This window comes from Syntrophomonas zehnderi OL-4 (assembly GCF_000983115.1).
Classification (GTDB): Bacteria; Bacillota; Syntrophomonadia; order Syntrophomonadales; family Syntrophomonadaceae; genus Syntrophomonas_B; species Syntrophomonas_B zehnderi.
On sequence record NZ_CGIH01000027.1, the window covers coordinates 26,389 to 39,371 of the forward strand.

At 44.9% G+C, this 12,983-nt stretch carries 12 protein-coding genes; 11 read left to right on the top strand and 1 reads right to left on the bottom strand.

Annotated features, from left to right (window positions below; all coding sequences use genetic code 11):
• The first annotated feature begins 14 nt into the window (after positions 1 to 14).
• The gene (locus AAV90_RS14075; RefSeq protein WP_052729665.1) at positions 15 to 995 is read left to right on the top strand and encodes a copper amine oxidase N-terminal domain-containing protein; all 981 of its coding nucleotides are present in this window, start codon (positions 15 to 17) and stop codon (positions 993 to 995) included.
• A gap of 104 nt (positions 996 to 1,099) precedes the next feature.
• On the opposite strand, the gene tsaA is transcribed toward AAV90_RS14075, so the two are convergent.
• Positions 1,100 to 1,522, bottom strand: a complete 423-nt coding sequence (gene tsaA, locus AAV90_RS07470) for a tRNA (N6-threonylcarbamoyladenosine(37)-N6)-methyltransferase TrmO (RefSeq protein WP_046497300.1) — start codon at positions 1,520 to 1,522, stop codon at positions 1,100 to 1,102.
• Positions 1,523 to 1,978: 456 nt separating this feature from the next.
• On the opposite strand from tsaA, the gene modA reads away from it, so the two are divergent.
• The 10 genes from modA (at position 1,979) to mraY (ending at position 12,969) form a co-directional block, all read left to right on the top strand.
• The gene (modA, locus tag AAV90_RS07475) at positions 1,979 to 2,794 is read left to right on the top strand and encodes a molybdate ABC transporter substrate-binding protein (protein ID WP_046497302.1); all 816 of its coding nucleotides are present in this window, start codon (positions 1,979 to 1,981) and stop codon (positions 2,792 to 2,794) included.
• 123 nt (positions 2,795 to 2,917) lie between these two features.
• Positions 2,918 to 3,622: a molybdate ABC transporter permease subunit gene (gene modB, locus AAV90_RS07480; protein ID WP_423229770.1), complete on the top strand. Its 705-nt coding sequence runs from the start codon at positions 2,918 to 2,920 to the stop codon at positions 3,620 to 3,622.
• Between the two features lie 67 nt (positions 3,623 to 3,689).
• On the top strand, positions 3,690 to 4,676 hold the full coding sequence (locus AAV90_RS07485; protein ID WP_052729666.1) for an ABC transporter ATP-binding protein: 987 nt from the start codon (positions 3,690 to 3,692) through the stop codon (positions 4,674 to 4,676).
• A 381-nt stretch (positions 4,677 to 5,057) separates the two neighbouring features.
• Positions 5,058 to 5,489 carry a division/cell wall cluster transcriptional repressor MraZ gene (mraZ, locus tag AAV90_RS07490; protein WP_046497307.1) on the top strand — a complete coding sequence of 144 codons (432 nt, stop codon included), beginning with the start codon at positions 5,058 to 5,060 and terminating at the stop codon, positions 5,487 to 5,489.
• Between the two features lie 2 nt (positions 5,490 to 5,491).
• Positions 5,492 to 6,418 (top strand): 16S rRNA (cytosine(1402)-N(4))-methyltransferase RsmH, encoded by a 927-nt coding sequence (gene rsmH / locus AAV90_RS07495; RefSeq protein WP_046497310.1) that lies wholly within the window; start codon positions 5,492 to 5,494, stop codon positions 6,416 to 6,418.
• Between the two features lie 27 nt (positions 6,419 to 6,445).
• Positions 6,446 to 6,931: an FtsB/FtsL family cell division protein gene (locus AAV90_RS07500; protein ID WP_046497312.1), complete on the top strand. Its 486-nt coding sequence runs from the start codon at positions 6,446 to 6,448 to the stop codon at positions 6,929 to 6,931.
• Positions 6,932 to 6,959: 28 nt separating this feature from the next.
• The gene (locus AAV90_RS07505; RefSeq protein WP_046497313.1) at positions 6,960 to 9,080 is read left to right on the top strand and encodes a stage V sporulation protein D; all 2,121 of its coding nucleotides are present in this window, start codon (positions 6,960 to 6,962) and stop codon (positions 9,078 to 9,080) included.
• A gap of 35 nt (positions 9,081 to 9,115) precedes the next feature.
• Positions 9,116 to 10,561 carry a UDP-N-acetylmuramoyl-L-alanyl-D-glutamate--2,6-diaminopimelate ligase gene (locus AAV90_RS07510; protein WP_046497318.1) on the top strand — a complete coding sequence of 482 codons (1,446 nt, stop codon included), beginning with the start codon at positions 9,116 to 9,118 and terminating at the stop codon, positions 10,559 to 10,561.
• Positions 10,558 to 11,952, top strand: coding sequence for a UDP-N-acetylmuramoyl-tripeptide--D-alanyl-D-alanine ligase (locus AAV90_RS07515; protein ID WP_046497322.1), 1,395 nt, complete (start codon positions 10,558 to 10,560; stop codon positions 11,950 to 11,952). Before AAV90_RS07510 ends, AAV90_RS07515 begins: the two co-directional genes overlap by 4 nt.
• 42 nt (positions 11,953 to 11,994) lie before the next feature.
• On the top strand, positions 11,995 to 12,969 hold the full coding sequence (gene mraY, locus AAV90_RS07520; protein WP_046497325.1) for a phospho-N-acetylmuramoyl-pentapeptide-transferase: 975 nt from the start codon (positions 11,995 to 11,997) through the stop codon (positions 12,967 to 12,969).
• Positions 12,970 to 12,983: the final 14 nt, after the last annotated feature.

Consider the following 12,983-nt stretch of genomic DNA (forward strand, 5'->3'; position numbering starts at 1 on the left):
GGGGAAATAATCTAATGAAAAAGAGATGTGCAATTTTACTATGTCTGGCAATGGTAATGGCCATGCTGGCCGTACCTGTTTTGGCAGCCGAGACCGGCCCTTCAGTAGTAATTGATGGGCAAGCCGTAACGTTTACCGATGCTGCTCCAATCATTGAAGATAGCAGAACCCTGGTACCTTTAAGAGCTATCTTTGAAAAGATGGGCGCTAAAGTAGAATGGAATCAGGATACCCAAACGGCAATAGCCGTGAAAGCTGACATCAAAGTAGTTATTAAGATTGGTTCGCTGGAACCAACCATCAATGGTGAAGTCAAGAAAATCGATGTTCCTGCCAAAATCGTTAATAACAGAACTCTGGCTCCCATGCGTTTTGTTTGTGAAGCCTTCGGCGGCAAAGTAACCTGGGATGATGCTACCAAAACCGCTTCGGTAACGTCCCCTGCGCCCCCGGCAGACAAACCTGCAGATCCAGGGACTCCTGCAGCTCCAACAACTGCAGCTGATTTAGCTAAAGCGGTTGTTGCTAATTTCGCACCAGTTAAAGTAAAAACTAATCTTACCGGGACTGTGGCAGGTATCGTTCAGGTTGGCGGACAAGCCGAATCAACGATTGATGCTGCAGGTGTTGCTTCTTCCACTATCCAAGGTGATTCCGGGCCACTGGGTAAGTCCACTAGTACTGTAGCAGTATGTCCCTATTCAGAAATTATTTATGGCCCTGAAGCGGAAGCATTAAAACTGCTTGCTAACGCCACTATGAAAGATACTGTACTGAGTGTATCCGGGAATCTGCCCACATCGTTGATTAATTTCTTAAACGGTGTTAACAAAGATGTAAAGTGGTCTAATGTTACAGGTGATGTTTCTATAACAGTTGATAAAACCACTAAGCAAGTAAGCAAAATCATCGTTAAGAATGGCAAAGCTAAAGTGGCAACTCCACTAGGTGACAAAGAGGCAGTATTTGAAGCAACTTTCGAATATGCTTATTAATTAAGATTAAAATTCCATAAAAAACTTTAAAATATTATGAGGGTTGGGGCCTAAATGGCGTCCAACCCTTTTTTAGTCCAGGTACGGCCAGATCCCTATTAAAATCACTTATTCGATGATTCAGGGGGATTCAAGCCGGCACTATATGGTTTGATGTCCAGCACCGGGGTACCGTCCAGCATATCAACCCCCTCAATTTCCAGCCAGTTTTCAGTGATTCGTACCAGCTTGACGATAGTCATGCCAATAGGGTTGGGACGGCGTGGGGAACGGGTGGCAAAAACGCCCCGCAAGGTTTCATCATGACGGGAACGCTGTTGCAGCAAACATTCCCCGGCCTGATGAAAGAAAAAAAGTACCACGATATAAGGAGATTCATCCAGGGTATAAAGGCCTGCCCGGAGTTCTTCCTTCAGCTCAATGAAGGCTCGGGTATCGGCCGCATAAATACTCTGCCGGGGAATTTCATCGACATTTTTAAAAGGGGAATGAATAACCCCGATTGGTTCAAAATAAACAGGTTGCATCTCATTCTCCTTTAAATAGAGTAAAGGTTGACCAAGGTGCTATCGGTCAGCATCAGCAATTAATTCCACTGCTGCACAGTTTTTTATGCTTTGTCCGTCCTTTTTTTTAGTATACCATACGCAAATTGCCTGATAACCAAAAAAGTGATCTTATCCGGTTCCCATAGGGTTTACAAGCGACCCAACTAGACAGATGACAACCATTTGCAACTTAAATATAATTAATCACGTGTCTTAAATAAATTGTTATGTTATATTATGTTATATATTAAGACATTCAGTTTTAATCATAGATAAATAGTGACAAGAACATATCCCTTGATTTTTAATAAACTGTCTATTTTTATTGCTAGAAACAACTTGCGATCTAGAAAAAGAAAAATGTAATAACGAAGGGGGGTAATTTAGCGAGTTTCGGTTGAGGAGTAAGTTAAGAATTATTAGGGGGAATAGAAAATGCGTAATTTTAAATCTGCATCCCAAAAGTGGTACATAGTTGGCCTTATGATGGTGTTTTTATCGGTTGCTCTAGTTGGCTGTGGCACCGAAAAATCCAAGGAACCAGCACCGCAGCAGAACGCGCAGCCAGTGACCCTGTTGGTGTCTGCCGCAGCAAGTCTAACTGATGTTCTGGCAGATATTGAAAAGGAATATCAGAAAGAGCACCCAAATGTAAGTTTTGATTTTAACCTAGGTTCGTCCGGTTCTCTGCAGGAACAGATTGCCAATGGAGCACCGGCTGATGTATTTATTTCCGCCGCTAAGAACAAAATGGACGCCTTAGAGGAAAAAGATTTGATCGTAAAAGAAACCCGAAAAGACGTTGTTAAAAACACCCTGGTTTTGATCGTAGCTAATGACAACGATAATATTAAGAACTTTGCGGATCTTGAAAATGCCAAAACCATTGCCATGGGCGAACCGGAATCAGTGCCGGTAGGCAAATACGCTACCGAAGCTCTGACCAGCCTGAACTTAATCGACAAGCTGAAAGCTAAAATGGTTTATGCCAAGGACGTGCGCCAGGTACTGGCCTATGTCGAAAGTGGCGATGCCGAAGCCGGTTTAGTATATCAAACTGATGCCAATATATCCCAAAAAGTAAAAGTGGCTGCAGTCGCCGATGAAAATCTGCACTCAAGCTTGGTCTATCCTGCGGCAGTAGTAAAGGAAAGCAAAAATCAAGCCGAAGCCAAAGCATTTGTCGATTTCTTGAGCAGTGATAAGGCAACAAAGCTTTTTAAAAAATACGGCTTCACAGTAATAGAATAATCAAATGACACCACTCGGCACTTCTGCCTTCCCATCCGAATCACGCAGCTATTTTAAAAGGTGGTTGCGTCCTCCGGACATGGGGGGGTGATAAGTAAGAACTTAAGGAAACAGGTAAACATAATGACGGCAATGAATCTTAGTCCTCTTTGGATATCATTAAAAACAGCATTGGTAGCAACCGCCATTACTTTTATCCTAGGTATTATAATAGCCCGCTGGATGGCCAAGTCTGAATTCAAGGGTAAAAGCATTTTAGACGGGATTTTCATTCTTCCCCTGGTTTTGCCACCAACGGTAGTAGGCTTTATCCTGCTATGGATTCTGGGAAGAAACGGCTGGCTGGGCGCATTCTTTTTTGAGATTGGACGGCCGGTGGTGTTTTCCTGGTCAGCTACGGTTATTGCAGCCACAGTAGTGTCATTTCCCTTGATGTACCAGACTGCCCGGGGAGCCTTTGAACAGATTGATAGTAACATTGAAGATGCCGCTCGAACCCTAGGGGCTTCGGAATGGAATATTTTCTGGCAGGTTACTACGCCTATGGCCTGGCCGGGAATAGCGGCTGGAACTATTCTAGCTTTTGCGCGTTCCCTGGGGGAATTTGGGGCCACCCTGATGCTAGCCGGTAATATTCCGGGCCGAACCCAGACTATACCAGTAGCCATTTATTTTTTGGTGGAAGGCGGCAGGCAAAAGCAAGCCTTGATTTGGGTACTGGTAATCTTATTAATTTCATTTGTCAGCATCGTAGCTTTAAACTATTGGAAAAAATATCAGCGCCGCTTTAGCAGCCACCCGATCGGGGAGGTGGTAAGCGATCCTTAGTATCGATATTAGAAAATCCCTGCCTGAGTTTAAATTAGAGGTTAACTTTGCAATCGATCAGGAAATAATGGCTATCCTGGGACCTTCCGGTTGCGGTAAAACTTTGACTTTGAAATCCATAGCCGGATTAATGCAACCCGATCAAGGCAGGATTACTCTCAATGAAAAGATATTATATGATAGTCGGCAGGGGATTAACCTACCTGCCCAAGAACGCAATATTGGATTTCTCTTTCAAAACTATGCCTTGTTTCCTCATCTAACAGTTCATGATAATATAGCCTTTGGCATAAAGAGGCTCACGGATTACCAAAGGAATAAAAGGGTGGAAGAGCTGTTAGGCAAGATGAGATTGCAAAGTTTCGGACACCGTTATCCTGCGGAATTATCTGGGGGACAACAGCAAAGGGTAGCTCTGGCTCGTGCCTTAGCCCCAAAGCCGGAAGTATTATTACTGGATGAGCCGTTTTCCGCCCTAGATACCCAGGTAAAGTCCCGTCTGGAAGCAGAACTGCTGGAAATTCAATCTGATTTTAAAGGCCATATTTTATTCGTTACCCATAACTTAGCAGAAGCCTACCGTATAAGCAGTAAAATAGCCGTTTATGAGGCTGGGGGTTTGCTGCAATGGGGCGATCGCCACAGTATTATTGAACGTCCGGCGAATAAAAAAGTAGCTCGATTAACGGGAATGGAGAACATATTTGACGGAATTGTGATTGGGGTCGATGATCCCAGGCTCAAGGTTCGCTTGGGCACAGATCACTTATGTCTATACCCGGATAATCTGGACAACTTAAATGTCGATGAGGAAGTATCAATAGCTATACGTCCGGAATATGTAAAACTAGCAGATAATGGAGACGAAAACGCTTTAGAGGCTGAGCTGATTGATATAACTGAGGAGCTGATTTTCAACAGTTATACCTTTCAGACAAAGCAAGCAGTAGCTATTAAAGCCAGCATTCCTAAAGATATAGGTCGGAGGCTGGTAGTGGGAAAATGCTACAGTCTCTGTCTGCCTCCGGAAAATTTGATAGTGATTGGGATATAGTATTAAGCGGGAATTATTCTCCCGCTTGTTTTTTAAATACCCTTCCTGACTTCAATTCGATCCATTTACACCTACCCAGAACCTACCACGCCCTTCGTCTACACAGGCAAGCTTTCCCGCCAGCCAAAAGAACCGTCCCCTTGGCCGTAACGACAATAGGACTTAAAGTTCATTTTCAAGGTAAATTATACAGGACATCGGGGCATAAATGCGATTAAATAGGGGTATAAGTCGTTTCCTGACGGGGGAAATGTCGTAGTTTTTAGATTGTTATATATTTCACAAAGAAGGATACTGGGTGGTAGAGTAGAAATAATTGTGGAGGAATGTGGGGGGATGTGGAGAGCAATCCCATGTATTTGAGTTAAGGGAGCAAAACGTATGTTCTTGGGTGAGTATCAACATTCTTTGGATACCAAAGCAAGAGTAATTATTCCTGCTAAATTTCGCGAGGAATTGGGCTTAAAGTTTGTTGCCACCAAGGGCTTGGACAACTGTATCTTTATTTACCCGCTGGATGAATGGCAAGTTATTGAAAAGAAATTGCGCGCTCTGCCTTTTACCAGGGCCGATGTCCGTTCGTTTGCTCGATTTTTCTTTTCCGGCGCTTCTGAGTTGGAAATAGATAAGCAGGGCAGGGTACTGTTGCCCCAGAATTTAAGGGAATATGCTAACATAGACAAGGAACTGGTAATTATTGGGGTAGGAGCACGGTTGGAGATTTGGTCCAGTGAGAACTGGGTATCCTATAATCAGACTGCCGAAGCATCTTACGGCACTTTGGCAGAAAGTTTGGTAGATTTGGGATTATAGGAGTGATTTATTTGCACCAAGCCGTGTTATTGCCACAGACCGTTGATTATTGGCTGACAGATCCCTGTGGAACCTACGTAGATTGCACCCTGGGCGGTGGAGGCCATCTGCGCTGCCTGGCCGAAAAATTAAGTGATAATGCCCAGGTAATAGCTCTGGATAAAGATCAGGATATCCTGCAAAAAACAGCCTTAACTTTGAATATACCCCGGCTGACCATGATACATGGAGATTTTAGAAATTTGCAGGAGATTATGGACAACCTGGGCATAAAATTAGTAGATGGGATTTTAATAGATCTGGGGGTTTCTTCTTTTCAATTGGATATTGCCGAGCGCGGATTTAGTTTCCATGAAGATGCCGCTTTGGATATGCGCATGAACCGACAACAATCATTAAGTGCTTGGGATATTGTAAACAGTTATAGTGAAGCAGACTTAACCAGAATTCTTTATCAATATGGAGAAGAGAAATATGCCCGTTCTATATCGCGGGCGATTGTAAACTACCGTGAGCACTCTCCTATTGACAGCACTCTGGAACTGGTAAGCCTTATACAATCCAGCGTGCCAGCCAGTTACAGGCGCGAAAAGCATCCCGCCCGTAAAACTTTTCAGGCCTTAAGGATTGAGGTCAATGGCGAACTGGACGCTTTAATAGAGGTTCTGCCTCAAACGGTTGATTTATTGAAACCAGGCGGTCGCATCTGTGTTATCAGTTTTCATTCTCTGGAGGATCGCATCGTAAAGCAGTTTATGCAGGATAGAGCCAAAGATTGCATTTGTCCGCCTGGTTTGCCGGTATGTACCTGTAACCACCGGGCAGAGTTGAAAATCTTAACGCGTAAGCCGGTAACAGCCAGTACTGAAGAATGTGAGCATAACCCTCGCGCTCGAAGCGCTAAATTACGGGCAGCGAGTAAAATATAGTTCTAAATACCGGGGAGGTCGAATAGTATGCAACAGACAGCAAGCAGATATACAACCTGGAATCAACCCAAGGATAATAAAACCGATCTGAGTATAAGGCAGGTTACCAGGGTCACCAAAAAAACCAACCATCACCGCAAACTGATGGTTAAATGCGGCCTGGGCGTTTTTGTCTATTCGGTATTACTGGTATTTCTTTGCGCAAAAAGCGCCAGTCTGGGATATGAAATTGAAGGATTAAACAAAGATATAAGCAAGCTGGAAACAGCCAACAAACGTCTAGAATTTCAAATTTCTCAAAACAGTTCTTTGCCCCAAATAGAAGCTATAGCTGTCAGTAACCTGGGTATGGAAAAACTGGACATAAATAATTCCTTAGCTGTAAAAGCAGAGCCCCAGCCGGTTCAGATAGCGAAACAAAAAGAAAAGAATACGGCTGATAATACGGCTAGCCAAAAACCTTTATATAAAATCTATACCAGCTTATCAAAATTGGCTCAAAACAGCTTGTGAAAATTCCTGATAAATGAGGGGGCATAAAATGCAAACTACAAGTTTGCTGGTAAGAAAGCGTATAGCAGCGCTTTTTTTCTTATTTACAGTAGGGTTTTTTATGCTTGTAGGAAGGATATTCTGGGTTCAGTTTGTTAAAGGCGCAGATTTATCCGCCAAAGCTACCCAAAACCGAATGCGGGACGTACCGGTGGAGTCCAAGCGCGGGGTGATCTATGACCGCAATCACCGGGAATTGGCTATTTCCATAAGCACCGATTCAGTCTATGCTATACCGGCAGAGGTACTAAGATCCAATCGGCAGGAGGAGATTGCCAAAAAACTTGCCGCAACACTTGAAATGGATCAAGATAAAATCTATGCACGCATAACCCGGCGCAGTTCTTTTGAATGGGTTAAACGTCAGATTGATCCGGCAACCGCACAGAAAATCCGGGCCATGGATCTACCCGGGATAGATTTAACTGAGGAAAGCCGACGCTTTTATCCTAAAGGCACCTTGGCCAGTCATGTTCTGGGGATATCCGGTACGGACAATACGGGCTTGGAAGGAATTGACAATTACTACAATAAACTAGTGGGTGGCACCAAGGGGCGAATTATTATTGAACATGATGCCACTGGGGCAGATATACCTGAAGCCATGCATAAGTACATTCCGCCGGTTGACGGGGCAAATCTTATACTGTCGCTGGACGAAACGATTCAATATATTACCGAACGTGAACTGGATAAAGCCTTTAAAGAGCGTCAGGCGGCCCGGGCAGCAGCAATTGTCATGGATCCCAAAACTGGTGAAATACTAGCGATTACCTCGCGTCCGACCTTTGACCCCAACCACTATAATGATTCACCTGCTCAAAACCGCCGTAATTTTGCCATCAATGATGCCTTTGAGCCAGGTTCAACGATGAAAATAACTACTGCAGCCATGGCTATGGAGGAAAACATCGTTAACGAACAGAGCCGCTTTTATTGTCCCGGTCATATAAAAGTCGGTAAGGAAACCATATCCTGCGCAGGCGGCAAAGCCCATGGCGAACAGACTTTTGCCCAAATTGTCGAAAAATCTTGCAATGTAGGTTTTGTGCAATTAGGATTAGAGTTGGGTATAGATAAGTACTATCAGTACCTTAATGCTTTTGGGTTTGGTCGGGCAACCGGTATTGATCTGCCCGGTGAAGCTCAGGGCATAACGGTTCCTAAAAGCCGCTGTAAGCAGATTGACCTGGCAACCATGGCTTTTGGGCAGGCCAATGCAGTCACTCCTATTCAGCTCGTGACTGCCGTATCTGCCGTTGCCAATGGGGGCAACCTAATGAAGCCGCATCTGGTCAAGGAGATTGTGGATAGCCAGGGCAAGATTGTCCAGAAATTTGAACCCGAAGTAGTAAGGAGAGTCATTTCTGAAAAAACGGCTCGGGATTTATGTGTTATCTTGGAAGGTGAGGTCACCCTGGGAACCGGAAAAAATGCCTTCATTGAAGGTTACCGTGTGGGCGGCAAGACTGGCACTGCCCAGAAAATTAAACCGGGCGGCGGCTATATGGCCAATGAGTATGTATCTTCCTTTATCGGGCTGGCTCCGTCAGATAACCCTCGTTTGGTATGTCTGATAGTCGTCGATGCTCCCAAGGGTTACCCTTATTATGGCGGCACTGTTGCTGCTCCGGCGGCTAGGGAGATATTAAAGGATGCCTTGCATTACCTGGATGAACCATTGCGAACTGATCCAAATAAAGCCGCTTCTGAGGCCAAACCGGATAATGCCGTACTGGTGCCTGATTTAGTTAACCTGCCTCTTAATGAGGCGCTGGCAAGTCTTAACAGGCGAGGACTGAATGCCAAGGTTGAAGGCAGCGGTGATTTGGTTTGGCAGCAAACCCCGCGGGCGCAAAGCAAATTAAACAAAGGTTCTCAGGTTATAATATATTTATCGCCATTCTCGAAAGATAAAGAGGGTGGAGAAGTAACCGTTCCTGATTTGCAGGGTAAATCTCTGAAAGAAGTTGCCAAAATACTGGCCGATCTGGGTTTGCACCTATCTCCAGAAGGTTACGGCCTGTCCTGCGACCAGTCGCCTCGGCCCGGCAAAGTAGTCAGCAGCGGATCGAATATCAAAGTGAAATTTCAACCGATTGACAGGTAGTTAAAGGAGGGATAGGCATTAGGATTCAGGAACTTATGTCAGGTATAGATTATGAAACGGTGCAAGGTTCTGCTGCTGTTGAAGTGTCCGGCATCAGTTATGATTCCAGGCTAATCAAACCAGGTTATCTGTTTATCTGTATCCCCGGATTTAAATTAGATGGTCATGGATTTGCCGGACAGGCGCTTGAAAATGGTGCCTGCGTCATCTTAGCCGAAAAAAAACTGGACGTGCCAGAAGGCGTTACTCTGCTGTTGACGGATGATACCAGAAAAGCACTGCCTTTGCTGGCGGCTAATTTTTATGGGGAACCTTCTCGGGATTTAAGGGTTATCGGTGTTACCGGCACGAACGGGAAGACCACCACAACCCATCTTATTAAGGCTATTCTGGAAGAAGCAGGCAAAAAAACCGGCATTATAGGTACACTCTATGCTCAATTCGATGAGATAAAAATAAATATGGGTCATACCACTCCGGAATCACTTGATATTGAGGCTTTTATGAACACGGTGCGGAACCTAGATGGTCAGTATGTAGTGATGGAAGTCTCCTCCCATGCACTGGATCTAGGACGGGTTGATCGTATTGATTTTGATGGGGCAGTTTTCACCAACTTAACCCAGGATCATCTAGACTACCATCAGACAATGAACCGGTACAAGGAATCAAAACTCAAACTATTTAGAAGGATGGCTGATGAAGGCAAATATGCCGTAATCAATGGTGATGACCCTTATGCAACGGATTTTATCCGTGCTTCAGGAGATAATTGTCACACATACGCTATCAAAAATCCGGCAGAAATTAGGGCTATGGATCTTAAGACAGACTTAAAGGGTAGCAGTTTCCGAGTAGTAGCCGAAAAAGAATTTGATATTGAGGTTAACCAGATCGGTCTGTTTAACGTTTATAATACCCTGGCGGCGATTAGTCTTGCCCTGCAGGAAGAGATAGATCCTTCTGCAATCAAGTCAGCCCTGAAGAAAGTAGTTGGGGTAGCCGGAAGGTTTGAACAGGTGGACTGCGGACAGGATTTTACCGTTGTGGTGGATTATGCACATACACCGGATGGGTTGGAGAATATTCTCAAAACCGGTCGTCAGCTTACCGAGAATCGCTTGATAACTGTTTTTGGATGCGGTGGTGACCGGGATCGAACCAAGCGCCCGCAGATGGGTAAAATCGCTGCTAAGTACAGTGATTTTTGTATTGTGACTTCGGATAACCCACGCAGTGAAGAACCTGAAGCGATTATAGATGATATCGTCCCAGGCTTGAATGAAATCAAGGATTCCCGTTATGCCAGGATCGCAGACCGCCGGGATGCGATTGAGCATGCTATGCGGTTGGCCCGTAAGGGCGATCTGGTAATCATAGCCGGCAAGGGACATGAGACTTATCAGTTGGTAAAAGACCGGATTCTGGATTTTGATGATCGCCAGGTGGCGCGGGAGATATTGAAAGGATTAAAAAAATGAAACTGGGTCTGGATTTTATCATTGCTGGAACCGGCGGGCAACTGCTGTCAGGATCTGAAGAGGTCGTAATAACTGGAGTCAGCACCGATTCCAGGACAATTATGCCCGGAGAACTTTTTGTTGCTTTGACCGGGGAAAGATTTGACGGACATGACTTTATCCCTGATCTTGTCAACAAAGGGGTTACAGCCGTGCTGATTGACCGACCGGATTGCATTTCCTCTGTCGCTCCCGACACGGCGGTTATACTGGTCAAGGATACCCTTGAAGCTTTGCAGAAGCTGGCGGCAGTCTATCGCCAAACGTTTGCTCTGCCGGTAGTGGCGGTCACAGGTAGTGTGGGTAAAACAACGACTAAGGATATGCTGGCAGCATGTATGGCACAAAGTTTTAATGTCCTTAAAACCTGGGGGAATTATAATAACGAAATCGGCTTGCCGTTAACTTTGCTTAAACTGAATGAAAAGCATCAGGCCGCCGTAATAGAAATCGGCATGCGCAATACTGGGGAGATACGACACCTATCCTCCTTATTGCAGCCCGCTTATGCTATTATTACTAATGTTGAGGCGGTTCACCTGGAAACCATGGGTACGCTCTTAAATATTGCCAGGGCAAAATGTGAGGTTTTAGAGTTTATCAGTGAAGACGGTTTTGCTTTGCTCAATGGCGATAATCAATTATTGTTAACCACTGCGTCAGACTTTCCCTGCCGGATCTATACCTTTGGATACCAGCCCCACAACGATATCCAGATATTATCGGTTGAAAATGATGGCAGCCAAATAAAAGTTGACTTAAAGCTTTTTGCCTGCCGGGAGTCTTTCCGTCTGCCCCTGCCGGTTAACCAACTAGCCGGGAACTTGGCTGCGGCAGCAGGAATGGCGTTTCTTATGGGGATTGACCGAAAAGAGATAAAAGCAGCCTTAGCTGGTTTTAAGACCGGTGATAAGAGGATGAACCTTATTCCGCTCAGCTCAGGGGGAGTAGCCGTTGATGATACCTATAACGCTAATCCACAGTCCATGATGGCAGCCTTGGATGCCTGCCGGGAAATGAAACAGGAAAGACGCTTTGTGGCTGTGCTTGGAGATATGCTGGAATTAGGGGATTTAGAAAAAGAGGGGCATATGCAAGTAGGCGGCCATGCTGCCCAAATGAATTTAGATCTGTTAATCACCATTGGCGACCGGGCTAGGTATTATAGAGAAGGTGCCATAAAACAGGGGATGTTAGCTGGAAAAATACACCATTTCAACCACCAGAAGGAAGCTTTAAAATGGTTAACGGAGAATATCGGCCCGGCTGATCTGGTTTTGTTTAAAGCATCCCGGGGTCAGCAGTTTGATATACTGCTGGCAGATTGGATGAGAGAACTGTCAACCAGTTAACGTATTGCCAAAATCGCCTTAAGTCTTATGGGAGGAACAGTAATGCACGATTTTATTGTTAATGGATTGTTGGCAGCAGGTATTGCTCTGTTAGTTTCTATTGCGATGGGGCCTTTTATGATACCATTTTTGACCAGGCTTAAAGTGGGGCAGAGTATCCGTGATGATGGTCCAGAGCGCCACTTAAGCAAGGCGGGAACACCTACTATGGGCGGTATTATTATAATTACTGCCATAATGGTAGCCAGTTTTGTAATGGCCGGCAGCAGCCAACAGGTGCTGGTATCAGTTTCGGTCATGCTGGCAGTTGGAGCTTTAGGCTTTGTGGACGATTACATAAAAGTAGTACTGAAACGTTCCTTGGGTCTGCGGGCTCGGGATAAACTTTTTTGGCAATCTGTCATAGGATTGCTTTTGGGGTTTATTCTGGTATATTATCTAGGCCGTGGTACCGAGATTATTATACCTTTTAGCGGATCCAGGATTGATCTGGGCTATTTTTATATTCCCTTTGTTATGTTGGTCCTGATTTCTTGTACCAACGGGGTGAACCTTACAGATGGTCTGGATGGATTGGCTTCTGGAGTTACTTTATCCGTTGTACTGGCTTTTGCCTTAATTTCTATCATGATGGGACATTTTAATATGCTGGTTTTCTGCGGTGCCTTAATGGGAGCTTGCCTCGGATTTCTGGTTTTTAATCATTATCCAGCTCGGGTGTTTATGGGGGATACCGGCTCGCTGGCAATCGGCGGGGCCATAACTGCCATAGCGGCAATTAACCGTGCGGAGATTGCTTTGATAATCATCGGCGGTGTCTACGTTATTGAAGTCCTAAGCGACATTATTCAGGTAGCCTCGTTTAAAACCACCGGCAAACGGGTATTTTTAATGGCACCGCTGCACCATCATTTTGAACTGAAAGGCTGGTCGGAACGCAAAGTGGTATGGTTTTTCTCTTTGCTGTCGCTTGGTTTTGCTCTCCTGGGATTACTGGGCTATAAAAATATTGGATAGGAAGTGCGAATATT